General features: G+C 62.0%; 17 protein-coding genes and 1 pseudogene. 10 read left to right on the plus strand and 8 right to left on the minus strand.

The genetic code is table 11. The features are described 5' to 3' along the window. Positions 1–87 precede the first annotated feature (87 nt). Positions 88–303 carry a TOBE domain-containing protein gene (locus IFT57_RS11915; RefSeq protein WP_043189662.1) on the plus strand — a complete coding sequence of 72 codons (216 nt, stop codon included), beginning with the start codon at positions 88–90 and terminating at the stop codon, positions 301–303. 134 nt (positions 304–437) lie between these two features. Here the strand turns inward: IFT57_RS11915 and copD are convergent, their stop codons facing one another. Then, positions 438–1,289, minus strand: coding sequence for a copper homeostasis membrane protein CopD (copD, locus tag IFT57_RS11920; protein ID WP_192151510.1), 852 nt, complete (start codon positions 1,287–1,289; stop codon positions 438–440). Between the two features lie 2 nt (positions 1,290–1,291). Next, positions 1,292–1,651, minus strand: a complete 360-nt coding sequence (gene copC, locus IFT57_RS11925; RefSeq protein ID WP_192151511.1) for a copper homeostasis periplasmic binding protein CopC — start codon at positions 1,649–1,651, stop codon at positions 1,292–1,294. Positions 1,652–1,817: 166 nt separating this feature from the next. On the opposite strand from copC, the gene IFT57_RS11930 reads away from it, so the two are divergent. Further along, positions 1,818–3,536 (plus strand): thiamine pyrophosphate-dependent enzyme, encoded by a 1,719-nt coding sequence (locus IFT57_RS11930; protein ID WP_192151512.1) that lies wholly within the window; start codon positions 1,818–1,820, stop codon positions 3,534–3,536. Positions 3,537–3,774: 238 nt separating this feature from the next. On the opposite strand, the gene aroQ is transcribed toward IFT57_RS11930, so the two are convergent. The 3 genes from aroQ to IFT57_RS11945 form a co-directional block, all read right to left on the minus strand. Then, positions 3,775–4,227 carry a type II 3-dehydroquinate dehydratase gene (aroQ, locus tag IFT57_RS11935; RefSeq protein ID WP_192151513.1) on the minus strand — a complete coding sequence of 151 codons (453 nt, stop codon included), beginning with the start codon at positions 4,225–4,227 and terminating at the stop codon, positions 3,775–3,777. Positions 4,228–4,438: 211 nt separating this feature from the next. Next, the gene (locus IFT57_RS11940; protein WP_122478087.1) at positions 4,439–4,786 is read right to left on the minus strand and encodes a hypothetical protein; all 348 of its coding nucleotides are present in this window, start codon (positions 4,784–4,786) and stop codon (positions 4,439–4,441) included. Between the two features lie 259 nt (positions 4,787–5,045). Beyond that, the gene (locus tag IFT57_RS11945; RefSeq protein ID WP_192151514.1) at positions 5,046–6,188 is read right to left on the minus strand and encodes a cysteine desulfurase family protein; all 1,143 of its coding nucleotides are present in this window, start codon (positions 6,186–6,188) and stop codon (positions 5,046–5,048) included. Between the two features lie 169 nt (positions 6,189–6,357). On the opposite strand from IFT57_RS11945, the gene IFT57_RS11950 reads away from it, so the two are divergent. Beyond that, the gene (locus tag IFT57_RS11950) at positions 6,358–6,825 is read left to right on the plus strand and encodes an Lrp/AsnC family transcriptional regulator (RefSeq protein ID WP_192151515.1); all 468 of its coding nucleotides are present in this window, start codon (positions 6,358–6,360) and stop codon (positions 6,823–6,825) included. Between the two features lie 279 nt (positions 6,826–7,104). On the opposite strand, the gene IFT57_RS11955 is transcribed toward IFT57_RS11950, so the two are convergent. Together IFT57_RS11955 and IFT57_RS11960 are read right to left on the minus strand one after the other, a co-directional pair. After that, positions 7,105–7,428: an RcnB family protein gene (locus IFT57_RS11955; protein WP_192047051.1), complete on the minus strand. Its 324-nt coding sequence runs from the start codon at positions 7,426–7,428 to the stop codon at positions 7,105–7,107. Between the two features lie 138 nt (positions 7,429–7,566). Beyond that, the gene (locus IFT57_RS11960; protein WP_244657301.1) at positions 7,567–8,655 is read right to left on the minus strand and encodes a site-specific integrase; all 1,089 of its coding nucleotides are present in this window, start codon (positions 8,653–8,655) and stop codon (positions 7,567–7,569) included. Positions 8,656–8,733: 78 nt separating this feature from the next. On the opposite strand from IFT57_RS11960, the gene IFT57_RS11965 reads away from it, so the two are divergent. From IFT57_RS11965 to IFT57_RS11980, 4 genes are all read left to right on the plus strand, one after another. Next, positions 8,734–9,714 carry a DNA-binding protein gene (locus tag IFT57_RS11965; protein WP_192151517.1) on the plus strand — a complete coding sequence of 327 codons (981 nt, stop codon included), beginning with the start codon at positions 8,734–8,736 and terminating at the stop codon, positions 9,712–9,714. Positions 9,715–9,843: 129 nt separating this feature from the next. After that, positions 9,844–11,484 (plus strand): AMP-binding protein, encoded by a 1,641-nt coding sequence (locus IFT57_RS11970; protein ID WP_192151518.1) that lies wholly within the window; start codon positions 9,844–9,846, stop codon positions 11,482–11,484. 15 nt (positions 11,485–11,499) lie between these two features. Beyond that, on the plus strand, positions 11,500–12,261 hold the full coding sequence (locus IFT57_RS11975) for an SDR family NAD(P)-dependent oxidoreductase (protein ID WP_192151519.1): 762 nt from the start codon (positions 11,500–11,502) through the stop codon (positions 12,259–12,261). A gap of 32 nt (positions 12,262–12,293) precedes the next feature. Beyond that, entirely contained in the window at positions 12,294–13,481 is a 1,188-nt protein-coding gene (locus IFT57_RS11980) for an acetyl-CoA C-acyltransferase (protein ID WP_122797616.1), read from the plus strand. 39 nt (positions 13,482–13,520) lie between these two features. Here the strand turns inward: IFT57_RS11980 and IFT57_RS11985 are convergent, their stop codons facing one another. Continuing rightward, entirely contained in the window at positions 13,521–14,447 is a 927-nt protein-coding gene (locus tag IFT57_RS11985; RefSeq protein ID WP_192151520.1) for a recombinase family protein, read from the minus strand. A 199-nt stretch (positions 14,448–14,646) separates the two neighbouring features. Between IFT57_RS11985 and IFT57_RS11990 the strand changes: the two genes are divergently transcribed. The 3 genes and pseudogenes from IFT57_RS11990 to IFT57_RS12000 form a co-directional block, all read left to right on the plus strand. After that, on the plus strand, positions 14,647–14,886 hold the full coding sequence (locus IFT57_RS11990) for a ribbon-helix-helix domain-containing protein (RefSeq protein WP_192151521.1): 240 nt from the start codon (positions 14,647–14,649) through the stop codon (positions 14,884–14,886). Further along, the gene (locus IFT57_RS11995) at positions 14,886–15,296 is read left to right on the plus strand and encodes a putative toxin-antitoxin system toxin component, PIN family (protein ID WP_192151522.1); all 411 of its coding nucleotides are present in this window, start codon (positions 14,886–14,888) and stop codon (positions 15,294–15,296) included. Before IFT57_RS11990 ends, IFT57_RS11995 begins: the two co-directional genes overlap by 1 nt. Before the next feature lie 48 nt (positions 15,297–15,344). Continuing rightward, positions 15,345–16,894, plus strand: a pseudogene (locus IFT57_RS12000) (Tn3 family transposase); the annotation flags it as partial. Between the last annotated feature and the right edge of the window lie 23 nt (positions 16,895–16,917).

The raw sequence follows: 16,917 nt of genomic DNA on the forward strand, positions 1-16,917 counted from the left end.
TATTTATTCTTTTTAAATATTCGATTGCGGGTGCAATCTCTACCTCACGCACTGCGGTGCGACCGAATGTCTAACGAGGATGACTGCATGACCATCAAAGCGATCAACGTACGCAACCAGTTCAAAGGCACCGTCAAGGAAATCATCGAAGGGCCGGTGGTGTCTGAAATCGACGTGCAGACTCCCGCCGGTATCGTCACCTCGGTGATCACCACGCGCTCGGTGCACGAGCTGGAATTGCAGATCGGCAGCGAAGTCATCGCTTTCGTGAAATCCACTGAGGTTTCCATCGCCAAACTGTAACAAACACGTCGCATACTGATTACGCATCCACATTGGATACCGTGGTGTCTTGTCAAGTTTGAAGCCGGAAAGATCTTGAGGGTCGTGCTCTTGCAGGGGAGCACGGCCCTTTTTTTATCTGCGCCAGGGAGGGATCAAGTCAGCGGCGTGGGCGCCAGGGTGCCGAGCAGGGCCACTGCGGCCACGGCGCCCAGCCCGCACGCCCATTCGAGCGTGACGGTACGCTTGAACGACTGGATGTCCAGCGGGCCTCGGGCCAATTGACGCCGGTGCCACAGGGCCAGGCCGAGCATGGCCAGCACCAGCGCCAGCTTGATCGCCAGTACTGTGGCGAACCCGGACTGGCCAGGCAGCGGGAGGAAGGTCCCGGTCAGCGCCCGGGTGTTGATGAGTCCGGTTATCAGCATCCCGGCCACCAGCACACACCCCACGCCACTGAAGCGACCGAGCACCACACGCAAGTCCTGGTCACCGGGTCGAGCCAGTACGAACATCAGCAACATCAACCCGCCCAGCCAGGCACCGACGCACAGCAGGTGGATCAGTTGATTGATCACCAGCCAGGTGCCAGCGGCGCCTTCGAACATGGCGGCGTGACCTACCGGCGCGAGCGTTGCCAGCGCCAGTGCACTCAAGGGCCTGGCCACTACTTGCAGTTTCGGATGGGGAAGGCGCAGACACACCAGGACCGCCACGCAGGCAAACAGATGCAGCGTCCAGACCTTGCCGAAAAAGGTTTCCGCCAGTACCCGTCGAACCAGCGCCATGTCCAGCGAGCCGCCCAGCTCATAAGCCACGGCGAACAGCCAGGCCACGCCGCTGATCAGGGCCAGTGCAGCCAGCAGGCACACCAAAGGGTCGATCAGGTTGCGCAAACGGCCCATCTGGCTGGGGTGCACGAGCAGCAACGGGCGAAACATGCAGGCACCGAACACCAGCATCAGGCTGGTGAAATGCAGGAAACGCAGAGCGATCAATACACTCATGGTCACGGACTCACGGTGAAGCTGTATTCACCCGCACTTTTGTGGGTATCCACCGACACGACCTGCCAGTGCACCCTGTACTGACCCGCTGCCAGGGGCGCGGCAGGTTTGATCACAAGGGTCTTGCGATCCTCCGCGGCACTGGCCAAGGGCTGCAAGGCTACCGCGTCGCCGTCCGCCGCAGTCATGCTCACCTGGCTGAAACCCAGTTCGATGGCTTCGGAAAAACCCAGGCTCAATTGCGCCGGGGCAACGACGGTGGTGTCCGCAGCGGGCACTGGGTGGGTCAGATGGGCGTGGGCCATGGCCAGGGGCGATACGAGAACGAGCAGGGCGGTGCTGAGCAACGTGCGGGCAGACATGGCAATGGCCTTGAACACTGAAAAAGGCCGCCAATAAAGCATGATCCTGCTCGCCGGGCAACGTCCTCAACCGGTCATGCCGTTGCGGCTCGGCGGCACCAGCCGGGCTGAACTCCCCGCGCGGGCTCAAGCCTAAGCAGCATGACTCTCTGACCAGGAGGCCTTCATGGCCAGCAAGAAAGTAGCCGACATCGTGATCCAGACCCTGCAGCAGGGAGGGGTTCGCAACTGCTACGGCATCGTCGGCGACACGCTCAACCACGTCACCGATGCGATCAAGCGCAGCGAGATCGAATGGGTTCACGTGCGCCATGAAGAAGCTGCGGCATTCGCCGCAGGCGCCGAGTCGTTCATCAGCGGTCGACTGACGGCCTGCGCCGGTTCCTGCGGCCCCGGTGGCCTGCATTTCATCAACGGTATCTTCGAAGCCCAGCGCAACAAGGCGCCCATGGTGCTGATCGCCAGCCAGATCGTCACCAGCGAGCTGGGCATGGACTTTCCCCAGGAAGTGGACTTCAAGGCCATCTACGGCAGTTGCACGGTGTTCTGCGAGCAGGTGTACACGCCGGAGCAGGCGCGCCGAGTGACCACCCTGGCCGCGCAAACCGCCTTGAACGAAGGGGGAGTGGCGGTGATCATCCTGCCATCGGACATCAGTGCTGCCGAGGTCAAGAATGACCGCCCGTTCAGCGTTCACCAGCCTCGTCCGGTACTGCAACCCAGCCCCGACGAACTGGCTGGGATCGCCGCCATTCTTGCCGAAGGCAAGAAGATCGCGATCTACGCCGGGGTCGGCTGTGAAGGTGCCCACGACGAGCTGATCGAACTGGCTCACCGACTCAAGGCGCCAATTGCCCACACCTCACGGGCCAAGGACTTCGTCGAATACGACAACCCATACAACATGGGCATGACCGGCGTGTTCGGTGTGGAATCCGGCTACCACGCGATGATGGAGTGCGACACCCTGCTGCTGCTGGGCGCCGACTTCGCCTGGGGCCAGTTCTACCCGCAGAATGCACGGATCGTTCAGGTCGACCGCAAAGGCGCTCACCTGGGCCGCCGCCACCCCATCGAACTGGGGGTGGTGGGCGACGTGCTGCCAACCTTGCAGGCGCTTTTGCCACTGCTGGCCGAGCGTAGCGAACACAGCTTCCTGGAAGACTGCTTGAAGGTGCGGCAGAAAACCTTGAAGACCCTGGCCCATGACCAGCGTCATACCGACGGGCATCTGATTCACCCGCAGTACCTGACCCACCTGTTGGACAAACACGCCAGCGAAGACGCGCTGTTCACCGCCGATGGTGGCTCACCCATGGTCTGGGTGCTGCGGCACATCAACACCAACGGTCAGCGTCGCACGCTCACCAGCCTGCGCCACGGCACCATGGCCAACGCCATGCCCCAGGCACTGGGCCTGCAGAAAGCCTACCCGCAACGCCAGGTCATCTCGCTGTCGGGCGACGGCGGACTGGCCATGCTGCTGGGCGATCTGCTCACAGCCGTGCAGGAAAAGCTGCCGATCAAGGTGGTGGTGTTCAACAACAGTTCGCTGAACTTCGTGCAGATCGAGCAGAAGGTCGAAGGCTTGCTGGACAACTTTACCGACCTGCACAACCCGGACTTCGCCAAGTTGGCTGAAGTCATGGGCTTCTACGGCGAGCAGGTGTCCGATGGCGCCAGCCTCGAAGCGGCGGTGCAGCGCTTCCTGAACCATCCTGGCCCGGCGCTGCTGGATGTAAAGGTCAACCCCGAAGAGCTGGTGATGCCGCCGAAGATCGAGTTCTCGCAGGTGTCCAACATGGCCCTGTACTCGGCCAAGGCCATGCTCAGCGGTCGCGCCGACGATGTGGCGCACATGCTGGTCGACAACTTCATCAAATAGGCGCTCGCCTAGCGAGTGTGAACAGGCCGCCCAGTCACACTCGGCGGCCTATTTGTTCTCCTTGCTCTCTTTATGGATCAGGTACATGACGTAACCGAACGAACCCAGGGTCGCGGTTATGATGGTCAACATGATCACACCGTCCATGACACACCTCCAGAAAATGAAATTTCGTTCAGGTGACTATGAGCGTTGAAGGCAAGTAAAAACAGATTCAGAAAGCGCTAAAAAAACCGGATCAGATGCCCGTCTTGCTGCCGAGCAGTTTGCCGAAATGGGCAATGGCCAGCTTGTAACCGTGGGTACCGAAACCGGCAATGACGCCCACCGCTACCTTCGATACGAATGATTGATGGCGGAATTCCTCGCGCCGATGCACGTTGGAAATATGCACTTCCAGCACCGGCACTTCACAGGCAATCAAAGCGTCATGAATCGCGATCGAGGTGTGGGTCCACGCGCCGGGGTTGATGACGATACCGGCTACCCGCTGACGCGCCTGGTGGATCCAGTCGATCATCTGTCCTTCGTGATTGGTTTGTCGGCATTCGACCGCAAAGCCCAGTTCCTCCCCGCTCTGCACGGCCATGGCTTCGACATCGGCCAGGGTTTCATGGCCGTAGACGCCAGGTTCGCGCAAACCCAGCATGTTGAGATTAGGGCCGTTGAGTACGAGGATGATCTGGGACATGAGGCTTCCTGGTCAGATGTGATCGAGCCGTGCGGGCAGGGCGCCGCGCTGGGGCGATGGACCGGAAGAATACCGAAAAAGACGCTGCATGTGAGGCATGTGAAAACGGGTGGCATGTCGTGATGCGGTTGTACGCACCTTCTGACATCCACCCGCTTTCATTTTCGGTAACGCTGTCGGCAGGGGCAGCTCATGCCCGGCTGCCTCAGGATCAGTTACCGCTGGTGCCGCCTGCGCCGCTGCCTGCACCTTTGCCCGAGCTTGCGCCGTTACCGGAACCCGAACCCATCGAGCCACTGTTGGCGCCGCTGCTGTTGCCGGTGCCGTTGCTGAAAGTGCCCTGACCGTTCGGAGTGCCCGACGTGGTGCTGCCGCTGCTGCTGTTGGCATCGTTTGCGCGGCCGTTGCCCATCTGGTTGCCAGTACGGGTGTCGGTGCTGGTGCTTGGAGTCGAAGGGGTAGGTTCCTTGCCTGGAGGCACCGAACCGGCCAACGCATACATACTGGTGGCAGACAGCAGGCCAACAAGGGCAAAGCGAGTGATCGTACGAGTGACCATGGTATTTCTCCGTTATAGGAATCGGTACGAAGATTTGGGCAGCGGATTGCCATCGTCGGTGCCGTGAAGCCGACGAACGGTAGTTTGGAGACTTTCTGGCGCTCCCCGGGCGGGTTCATGGTTACGAACCCGTCATCGTGAGAAGGCAGTCACTGCGCGGCGCCCTTTTCGCGGCCACGGACCGCTCCTACGGGACACTCATGCCGTAGGAGCGGTCTGTGGCCGCGAAAGGGGCGCCGCCGTTAACGCGGCTTCGATTTCACCAGAATGGCGCGGGGGCACGCATGGCGTCGGCTATCACGGCAATGGCCTGGTCGACATCTTCCCGGGTGCTGTAGCGGCCCAGACTCACGCGCAAGCTGTTCAAAGCCTGAGCCTGGCTCAAGCCCAGCGCCAGCAACACGTGGGATGCCGTAGCACTTGCCGAATTGCACGCCGAAGTCGACGACACCGCAATACGGCCAGCAATGGCCTGCATGGAAAAGGACGGGCTGGCGATGCAAACGTTCAGGGTGTGAGGGATCCGTTGCTGGGCGCAGCCATTGAGCGTCACACCGGCCAACGCCAGCAACCCTTCACGCAAGGCCATGGCCAGTTGCGTGATGTGCTCATTATCGGCCTGCATCTGCGCCGAGGCCTGGGCAAATGCCGCACCCATGCCAACGATCTGGTGGGTAGGCAAGGTGCCCGAGCGCAGGCCCTGCTCATGGCCGCCGCCATGCATCTGCGCGCGCAATAGCGGTCGCGCCCGTGGACCGACGTACAAGGCACCGATGCCTTTCGGGCCATAGAGCTTGTGAGCGGACAGGGACAGCAGGTCTATGCCCCCGCTGGACAAGTCGATGGCGACCTTGCCGGCCGCCTGGGCAGCGTCCACATGCAGCAGGGCGCCGTGGTCTTTTACCAACTGCGCGACTCGGGCGATATCGGTCAGGGTTCCCAGCTCGTTGTTGACCCACATCAGCGACACCACCCGGGTGTTGGCTCGCAACGCCTGGCTCACGGCCTCGGGTTGGATCAGTCCCTGGGCGTCCGGGGTGAGCCAGGTAACGTCGCAGCCGGCGGCCTGCTGCTCGCGTACGGTGTCGATGACCGCCTTGTGCTCCAGCACGCTGGTGACGATATGGTCGCCCGAACGGGTGCAGCCCTTGAGCGCCAGGTTGTTGGATTCGGTCGCGCCTGAAGTCCAGACGATGTCTTCGGCGGGAGCATTGAGCAGTTCAGCCACTTGCCGCCTGGCCAGTTCGACCGCCTGGCGCGCCTGGTGGCCATAGGCGTGGGCACTCGACGCAGGATTGCCGAACAATGCTTCGCGCCCCATGCAGGCGAGCATCGCCTTGGTGACGTGATCGTCGATGGGCGTGGTGGCGGCGTAATCCAGGTATACGGGGAGGGTAGGCATAGCGTCTCGACCAGAGCTGATTCGGTGCTGTCTATGCTAACGACGGATAGGAGGAAAAAATTTGACTTCTACGCTAAATTTGCGGCAATAGGAGCAAAGATTTTGCATTCTTTATCGCTTAAAGAGAATATTATTGCAATCTCCGTTTTCCAGGCAGGCCTCAAGCACCATGGACAAGTTCGATATGGCAATCCTGGAGATACTTCAGACCGATTGCACCCGCCCGCTGGCTGACATTGCCGAGCAGATTGGTTTGGGTGGTACCGCTTGCTGGCGCCGCATCCAGAAGATGGAACAGCAGGGCGTGATCACCCGGCGGGTCGCGCTGCTCGATGCGAGCGAGTTGAATGTGGCCGTGACAGTGTTCGCCGAACTGCGCACGCAGCGCCACAATGCCCAGTGGCTGGCTGACTTCCACACCGTTATCGGCGAACTGCCCGAGGTCGTGGAGTGCTATCGAATGGCAGGGGATACGGACTACATGCTGCGCATCGTGGTACCGGATATCGCGGGCTACGATGCCGTTTATAAGCGCTTGATCCAGGTGGAGGGCATCAGCGACATCAGCTCGACCTTCGCCATGGAGCGCATCAAGTCGACCACGCTGCTGCCGTTGCATTATGCCAGGCGCACCTAGCGCGTAAAGCCTGACAGACCGCGTCGCCAGTTTCGCGGCCGATGACCGCTCCTACAGGTGCAGTAGGACCTCCTGTAGGAGCGGTCATCGGCCGCGAAAAGAACACCGCATAATGTCTCATGGACCGCGGCGCCTAGTTCGCAGCCACAGACCGCTCTCACAGGGGCAGCAAAACCCATTGTGGGGACGGTCATTTGTGGGAGCGGTCATTGGCCGCGAATGGGCAACGCGGTATTCCTGACCCACATCGGCAGGAAAACCGAAATTAAAACCCGAATATCACTTCTTGACCGAAGACTTGTCGATCATCTCCACGATGGTACCGTTCGGGATGTTCACCCGCACGTACTTGTCCTTGATCTCGACCCACTGCTCATTCTCTTCAGGCTGCATCAAGCCATGCTTTGCCGGGTCAATCGCCAGCTCTTTGCGCTTGTAGGAATCGGGGACTTTGTCGCCTTCCTTGATTTCATGCATGCCATTGCCCGGACGATCCAGGGTCACGCTCTCTTCCTTGGTGTCGGTCTGGGCTGCGAAGGCAGGCACACTCAGCGCGCACAGGGCAGCAAGAGCGAGGCGAGGCAACAGCTTGGAGGTGGTCATGATAATTGTCCTTGATGGTCGAATAAGGCTCTTGATCAGCCAGAATGTCAGCGTTGACATGCTATTGACCGGCGCCGAAGCCGATGTTTCCACAGAAGTTTCAACATCCGGCTGCAACATCCTTGTCGTGGCCTGGAGCTAGTCGTCAGCTTTGATCAGTTCCGCAGCCTTGCTCCCCAGTAGCGACCCGGCCTGGAAGTAACCCATCACCGTCGCCACGCTGCGGTGCTCGGTCATCGCCATCACTTCCCCCAGCGGCACACCCTGGCGACCGGCCTCGGTGACGAATCCCGAGCGCAGGCTGTGCGCGGCCCAATCCCCCTCCAGGCCCGCGAGCTGGGCCCGACGCTTGACGATCCGCGCCACCTGGTCGCCGCCAAGCCCCTGGCTGGCCACTTTGTTGCCGCGGTACAGACGTCGGAATAGCGGGCCTGCAGTCGCCGGCGCGGCGGCCAGCCATGCGGCCAGCGCATGGGCGGCAGGACCGCGCAAGGGTTTCTCGCGCCGTGCGCCGGCTGTATCGGTCTTGGTCGCGCCCAGGCCATAGACCCAGGTGTCTGCATCCAGCCGACGCACGTCGCCCACCTGCAGCGCGACCACTTCGGAGCGGCGTCTGCCACCGCCACTCCAGGCCAGCAGGAGCAGCGCGCGGTCACGCGTACCGCGCAGGCCGTCCGTGCACGTGGCCAGCATGGCCTGCAGCGGCTCCAGGGCCATGGCGGTTTTCTTGCGCACGCTCACGCCTTGCCGCACCTGGGCCTTCTGTGCGCTGCGCAACAGGGTTTTCAGCGCAGGCGTATCGGTCGGGCTGTCCCAGCCATTGACCCGGTGCCACTTGCCCAGCACCGCCAGCCGATGCTGAACAGTGCTGTAGGCCAGCGGGCCCAGGCGCGACTTGGCCCGGCCGTCGACCAAAGCCCTGTCGATGGCGACCGGAAGCAGGTGGTTCCAGCTGCCGTCGTCGAGCGGGCGTGCCAGATGATCGAGGACGAACTGAATCGCCACCGCCGCAGGCAGCGGGGCATCCCCCAGCACCTGCCCATAGCGCAACTTCAACCATCCCGACCAGTAGCCCAGCGCGCTGCGATAGCTACGTACCGTGTTGGCAGCCGTTCCTGCCGCGATGAACGCTTGAGCGGCAAGGGCGGTGTTTTCGGCCAGAACGTGCTGATCCAAAGGGCTGTTATCGGTCGGCACAAGATCGAATGTATTATTCATTACGTTCAACGTATTATATTCTAGGATTTATAAATTAAGAGTCGGATAATCTTTCTTTATCATACCTAATCCAGCGGAGTGTGTGGCATGGCAGTGGGCGTACCGGAAACCGATGTATTTGCGGCAGCGGACGCCGTGCTGGCCCGCGGCGAGCGGCCGACCGTCGAGCGCGTGCGCCTCGAGCTGGGCCGGGGGAGCCCAGCGCGAGTAGGCGCCTTGCTCGATCAGTGGTGGGAGCAACTGTCGCAACGACTGCGGGGCGAAACCCGCCTGCCGGGGCTGCCTGCCGAGGTGGCGCAGGCATTCGTGGCCGTCTGGCAACAGGCAAACGTGCTCGCCCAAGGGGTGGTCGAACACTCCGTCGCGGCCCAGCGCGATGAGTTGGCGGCCGAATACGAGCGGGTTGCGAGCGTGGAAGAACAAGCTCGTAAGGACATCGCGCTGGCCAGGCGGCAGGTGGCCGAAGCGGAAACGGCACGGGAAAACGCCGAAACCCGGCTGGCCGACCTGGACAAGCTGCTGGCGCAGCGTCAGGTGCAGATCGAAGACCTGCAGCAGCAGCGCATCGAGCTGCAAGGCGCGCGCAGTGAGTTGCAGGCCGATGTCGCGTCCTTGCAACAAGCGCTGCGCGATCAGCAACAGCAAGCCGAGCACAATCGCCTGGCTCAGGAGGCCTATGTGCGCAGCGTCGAGGAGCGCTCGCACCGTGAGGTCGACCGCGCCCGTGAAGACCTGAAAACGCGCAACCTCGAAGCTCGCGAGCAACAGAAACAGCTTGAAGCCTTGCAAAAGCGTCTGGAGGAAACCCGCAGCGCGCTCGGTGACGCGCAACTTCACGCAGCCGCCAGGGAAGCACGGTCGGCGCTGGCCGCCGAGCAGGGGCAACACGCGCTGCAACAGCTCGAAACCCAGCTGCGAAGTGCGCGGGAGGCGCAGGAGGCGGCGTTGCAGGCCGCCGCTGCCCAGCAGGCGCGAGCCGACACCCTGGAACGACAGCTGATCCAGCAGCACGCGCTCAAGCCAAGGCGCAGCAGGGCCAAAAAACCTGATCCGGCCCCTGGTGGCTAAACCGCTCAGTCAGCCTGAGCGCTGACAACATTGTCGCCAAGCCGTCTGCGTATCACTATCGAACGGTGCCCTTCAGGCCGCTTTGAGCCCAGATCAACAAGATCCCATAACAACAAGCAGGGACATGTGATGCGCGATTATTCCAGTACCGCCCAGGCCTTCGATTACCTGGACACCGCCGCGCAGGATCTGCACGGCACCCTCGAGCAGTTCAACGCTTGCGTCGAATGCTGCGACCGCCACCTTGGCCAGCAGGCCGTGGCCCTGTATTGCGAGTCGCAGCACGGCGTTGCCACCCAGTACACCTTCGAACAACTGCAGGCCCATGCAGCGCAGTTCGGCAATTTTCTGCGCAGCCAGGGCGTCAAGCCCGGTGATCGCATTGCCGGGTTGATGCCTCGCACCGTCGAACTGCTGATTGCCATACTGGGCACCTGGCGCATTGGCGCCGTCTATCAGCCCTTGTTCACGGCCTTCGGCCCCAAGGCCATCGAACAGCGCCTGCAGTGCTCGCACGCGCGCTGGGTCGTCACCGACCTGCACAATCGCCCCAAGCTCGATGAGGTCGAATGCCGACCCAGTGTGTTGACCGTCGGCTGCGCTTCGCCAACTGCGGATGAACAGGACTTCTGGACCGCCCTCCGGCAGCAGAGCGACGAGTGCCCGCCAGTGCTGCTCGACGGCAACGCACCGTTCATGCTGATGTGCACCTCGGGTACCACGGGCCCCGCCAAACCCCTGGAAGTGCCGCTGCGGGCGCTGCTGGCCTTCAAGGGTTACCTGCGCGACGCCGTGCACCTGCGCGCCGAGGATCGCTTCTGGAACCTGGCCGACCCGGGCTGGGCCTACGGGCTTTACTATGCGGTCACCGGTCCGCTGGCCTTGGGGCACGCCACGCTGTTCTACGATGGCGGCTTCACTGTGGACAGTACCTGCCGGGTGATCGACAAGTACGCGATCACCAACCTCGCCGGGTCGCCCACCGCCTACCGCATGCTGATCGCTGCCGGTGAACGATTCGCTGCCGGTGTGCGCGGGCGTCTGCGCATCGCCAGCAGTGCCGGCGAGCCGCTCAATCCGCAGGTGATCCGCTGGTTCGCCGAGCAGTTGGGTGTGGTGGTCCACGACCACTACGGCCAGACCGAGCTGGGCATGGTTCTGTGCAACCATCACGGGCTCGAGCATCCGGTACGCGAGGGCTCCGCCGGCTTTGCCGTACCCGGCCACCGCATCGTGGTGCTCGACGCTCAGTTGCAGGAGCTGACGGCCGGACAACCGGGCGTGCTCGCCGTGGATCGCGAGCGTTCGCCGCTGTGCTGGTTCGGCGGCTACCTGGGCATGCCGACCAAGGCGTTCAAAGGCAAGTATTACCTGAGCGGTGACACGGTTGAGCTCAATGCGGACGGCAGCATCAGCTTCGTCGGCCGCAATGACGATGTCATTACCACTTCAGGCTATCGGGTGGGGCCTTTCGACGTGGAAAGCGCGCTGATCGAACACCCTGCCGTGGTCGAGGCTGCAGTGGTCGGCAAACCAGATGCCGAGCGTACCGAAGTGATCAAGGCGTTCGTGGTGTTGCAGGCGGGTTTCGAAGCCGGCGCCGAGTTGGCCGAGACCCTGCGCCTGCACGTCCGCCAGCGGCTGGCAGCCCATGCCTATCCGCGGGAAATCGAATTCGTCGAGCAGCTGCCGAAAACGCCGAGTGGCAAATTGCAGCGCTTCATCCTGCGCAACCAGGAAATCGCCAAGCAGCAGGCGCCCAGCGCCTGAGAGGGAGACAGCTTCATGCACATTCAAGACAAGGTATTCATGGTCAGTGGCGCGGCGTCCGGGCTTGGTGCTGCTACCGCGCGGATGCTTGCCCGGGCAGGCGCCCGTTTGCTGCTGGTGGACCTCAACGCCGAGGCGCTGCAGGCACAGGCGAGCGAACTGGAGGCGGCGTTCGCAGTGGCCGACATCACCCAGGCCGACGCCGCCCAGGCGGCAGTGGACATGGCCCTGCACAGCTTTGGCGAGCTGCACGGGCTGGTCAATTGCGCCGGCGTGGTCGCTGGCGAGAAGATCCTCGGCAAGCAGGGTGCTCATTCGCTGGAGAGCTTCAGCCGCATCATCAATATCAACCTGATCGGTACCTTCAACCTGCTGCGCCTGGCGGCCGAGGCCATCGCCAGGAGCACTCCGAACGCCGAGGGTGAGCGGGGCGTGATCATCAATACCGCCTCGGTGGCCGCCTTCGATGGCCAGGTCGGGCAGGCGGCCTACGCCGCTTCCAAGGGCGCAGTGGCCAGCATGACCTTGCCGGCAGCGCGCGAGCTGGCCCGTTACGGCATTCGTGTGATGACCATCGCGCCAGGCATTTTCGAGACGCCGATGATGGCCGGCATGAGCGACGACGTGCGCGCCGCGCTGAGCGCCGACGTGCCGTTTCCGCCGCGCCTGGGCAAGCCGGACGAATACGCGGCACTGGTGTGCCACATCATTGAAAACAGCATGCTCAATGGCGAGGTGATCCGTCTCGACGGTGCCCTGCGCATGGCGGCCAAGTGAGCCGGGGCAGGGCAGATCAAGGGAGAACACCCATGCATGAAGATCCGATCGTTATCGTCAGTGCCGTACGCACGCCCATGGGCGGGTTCCAAGGCGATTTGCGCAGCCTGACCGCACCGCAATTGGGCGCCGCCGCCATTGCCGCCGCCGTGGAGCGCGCCGGTGTCGATGCCCATGCCGTCGACCAGGTGCTGTTCGGCTGCGTGCTGCCGGCCGGGCTCGGCCAGGCACCGGCACGGCAGGCGGCACTCGGTGCCGGGCTGTCCCACGCAACCACCTGCACCACCTTGAACAAGATGTGCGGGTCAGGCATGCAGGCCATGATCATGGGGCATGACGCATTGTTGGCGGGCAGTGCCTGCGTGGTCGTGGCCGGTGGCATGGAAAGCATGTCCAATGCGCCGTATCTGTTGGACCGCGCGCGCGACGGCTATCGCATGGGGCATGGCCGGGTACTCGACCACATGTTCCTCGATGGCCTGGAAGACGCCTACGAACCCGGACGACTGATGGGCACCTTCGCTGAAGACTGCGCCCAGGCCCACGGTTTCAGTCGCCAGGCGCAGGATGAATTCGCCTTGGCGTCGTTGACGCGCGCGCGCCAGGCCATCGCCGACGGCAGCTTCGCTGCGCAGATCGTGCCGGTGCAGGTGATGCGCAACAAACAGCCGCTGCTGATCAGCGACGACGAGCAACCGCCCAAGGCCAATCCGGAGAAGATCGCCTCGCTCAGGCCTGCGTTTCGCGAGGGCGGAACGGTAACGGCAGCCAATTCCAGTTCCATTTCCGACGGCGCCGCCGCGCTGGTGTTGATGCGTCGCAGCGAGGCGCAGGCACGGGGCCTCGAACCGCTGGCGATCATCCACGGGCACGCGGCGTTCGCCGATGCCCCGCACCTGTTTCCGGTCGCGCCCATCGGCGCCATCCGCAAGCTGGTGGAAAGCACCGGGTGGGCGTTGGAAGAGGTCGATCTGTTCGAAATCAACGAGGCCTTCGCCGTGGTCACCCTGGCCGCCATGCAGGCCCTGGAACTGCCGGCGCACAAGGTCAACGTCAATGGCGGCGCCTGCGCACTCGGTCACCCCATCGGTGCGTCGGGTGCCCGTATCGTCGTCACGCTGCTGGCGGCACTGCGCCAACGCAACCTGCGCCGCGGCATCGCCGCGATCTGTATTGGCGGCGGTGAAGCGACGGCCATTGCCGTCGAATGCGTCTACTAGGGGTTTGGGGAGCAACGGAACAGAAAGTGCACTTAAGCCCTACCAGCGTCGTTCAGTACCTTCCTCCCAGGCATCCGCCTCGATAAAGCAGTTGCGCATCTCGGCTTCCTGGCTGATCTCGCCGAGCAAGTCATGCACCGCCTTATCCAATTCCTCGTCGCTCTGATAGGGAACTGTCAGTTCATAGTTTCCAGACTCCAGGCGCTTCACTCCCAATGGCTCTAGGCAATAGCGCTCAATGTTCTCCTTGGCCCTCTTTCGACCGCGCACGAACTTGCTGTTGTTCTCCACCGCCAAACGCAACGTAATGGTGGCAACCCGTTCAATGGCCGACTCTGCCGGTGACGCGACATTGCGCTGCTGACCCCGCGTTTGTTCGCTCTTCTGATATGTCCCGATATCGACACCACGATGACGCAGGTAGCTGTACAGCGTGCTCTTGGATATGTGCAGCCGCTCACCGATAGCGCTGACGCTCAGGCGTCTTTTGCGGTATAGGATTTCGGCTGCCATGGCTGTGGCCTCGGCCTTGGCAGGCAACCCTTTGGGACGGCCACCGACTCGGCCTCGTGCCCGTGCGGCAGAAAGACCGGCTTGGGTGCGCTCACGGATCAGTTCGCGCTCGAATTCGGCCAGTGAGGCGAACAGGTTGAACACCAGGCGACCCTGAGCGTGAGTGGTATCGATGGGGTAATTCAGGCTCTGCAAGCCGACCTTGCGCGCAGCTAGTTCACCGACCGGTTCGACCAGGTGCTTGAGCGAGCGCCCGAGGCGATCCAGCTTCCAGATCACCAGGGCATCGCCCGCTCGTGCGTTGGCCAGTAACTTGTCGAGTTCCGGTCGAGCACTTTTCGCTCCGCTGGCGATGTCTTGATAGATTCGTTCGCATCCGGCCTTCTGCAGAGCATCGACCTGAAGGTCGGCTTTCTGATCCCGAGTGCTTACCCGCGCGGAACCGATCTTCATGAAAAGTACCGTTTACTCGACTGTGTTAGTAATAGTCGAACATTGATTAAGCATACCAGTTACTTGAACTGTAACGAGGCTGGATTAACGCGCTGAGTCATGTCGCGTTAAAGTTCGACAAACGAGGGTTTTTCCGAACTCTTTCAGAGCGGCATATGGTGGGCGTATCAACACACAAACACCTATCAACGAGGAAATCATGAACACCACTCGCTGGAACGTCGCTGTCTTCACTGACACCGACCAATCGCTTCGCATGTTTCTGGCCAGCCAAGGCGGTGGCCGTAAGGGCGACCTGTCACGCTTCATCGAAGAAGCGGTACGGGCACACATCCTGGAACTGAGCGCCGAACAGGCCAAAGCTTCCAATGCCCATCTGAGTGAGTCAGAACTGACCGAAGCGGTTGAAGAAGCACTCGACTGGGCACGTAAGCGCTGATGCGGGTTGTATTGGATACCAACATTCTGTTCAGTGCGTTGATCTCACCGCGCGGGGCTCCTGATGCGATCTACCGGGCTTGGCGGGCGGCTCGTTTCGAGGTGGTGACTTCACGGGCACAGCTCGATGAGATTCGTCGCGCTAGTCGTTACCCCAAGCTTCAGGCCATCCTTCAGCCTGCCAAAGTGGGGGCCATGAGCAATAACCTGCAACGGGCGATGGTGCTGGAACGCTTGACTATCGAGATTGAAGCCGATGATCCGGATTACTCCTTTCTGCTGACCATGGCTTTGGCGGGTAATGCGGACTACCTGGTCACCGGTGATCGCCGTGCCGGTCTCTTGCAACGCGGGCACATCGAACGCACGCGGATTGTCACCCCCTCCATGTTCTGCGCCGAAGTACTGTGATCGATGCCGGTTGGTTTTCTGACTCAGGAGCAACGCGACGGCTTTGGTCGCTATGCCGACCCGCGTATCGGCCTGCTCGATGGTGCTGAATGGCTGACGGCACGACCGATCATCTGCCGCTCACTAGGCCTGACCATCGATGCCAAAACCACCCTGGACGCCTTGTCTGTCGAGCTGGATGCAACGTGGCAGGCTGTCGCCGCCCGCTTGCCCGAGAACCCTGCCATCCAACTGAGCGAGAGCGCTGATGGCAAAACTGAGCTGTCCCTCGGAGCGCTGGACAAGCTGGAGGAACCTCACTCGCTGCTGCAACTGCGTGCGGCCGTGGCCGACTTGATGCCGCGTGTCGATCTGCCAGAAATCCTATTGGAAATCGCCGCCCGTACCGGGTTCGCGGAGGCCTTCATCCATGTATCCGAACGCAATGCGCGGGCCGATAATCTGGTGACCAGCCTGTGCGCCGTGCTGCTGGGAGTCGCCTGTAACACCGGTCTGGAGCCCTGGATCCGCAATGACAACCAAGCACTGCGTCGTGATCGGTTGTCCTGTGTCACCCAGAACTATCTTCGTGACGACACCTTGTCCGCAGCTAAAGCCATTCTGGTGGCTGCACAAAGTCAGCTGGAACTGGCTCAAGGCTGGGGCGGCGGCGAAGTGGCCTCCGCCGATGGAATGCGTTTTGTTGTGCCCGTGCGCACGGTGCATGCTGCCCCCAACCCGAAGTATTTCGGTACCGGCCGGGGCGTCACCTGGTACAACCTGATCTCCGACCAGTCCTCCGGCCTGAATGCCATCATGGTGCCCGGCACCTTGCGCGACAGCCTGGTACTGCTAGCGGTTGTGCTGGAACAACAGATCGAATTACAGCCAACACAAATCATGACCGATACCGGTGCCTACAGCGATGTGGTATTCGGGTTGTTCCGCCTGCTCGGTTATCACTTCTGCCCGCGCCTGGCCGATGTTGGCGGTACCCGCTTCTGGCGCACGCGCCCAGACGCGGATTACGGCAAACTCAACGGACTGGCTCGTCAGTCGGTCAAACTCGACCTGATCGCCGAGCACTGGGATGACCTGCTGCGTCTGGCAGGTTCACTCAAACTCGGTCGAGTACCTGCTACCGGTATTATGCCCACCTGCAAACGGGTGATCGTCCGACCCGCTTGGCCCAAGCGATGGCAGAGTTTGGGCGGATAGAGAAAACCTTGCACACGCTGACCTACATCGATGACGAATCCAAGCGTCGTGCCACCCTGACCCAGCTGAATCGCGGTGAAGGCCGGCACAGCCTGGCCCGAGCTGTGTTCCATGGCAAACGCGGTGAACTTCGCCAGCGCTACCGCGAAGGCCAGGCGGATCAACTCGGTGCCTTGGGCCTGGTGGTGAACATCATCGTGCTGTGGAACACCCTCTAAATGAGCGCAGCCGTGGAACGGCTAAAGCAGCACGGCTACACAGTGCTGGAAGAGGATCTGGCTCGGCTGTCGCCGCTGATCTTCGAGCACATCAACATGTTAGGACGGTACTCCTTCGCGGTACCGGAAGAGGTCGCCCGGGGTGAGCTGCGGCCACTGCGCAATCCAGACGATGACCTGTGAGGATAACCAGGACGCGTCTTTGA

The sequence above is a fragment of the Pseudomonas sp. CFBP 13719 genome (genome assembly GCF_014842095.1).
Classification (GTDB): domain Bacteria; phylum Pseudomonadota; class Gammaproteobacteria; order Pseudomonadales; family Pseudomonadaceae; genus Aquipseudomonas.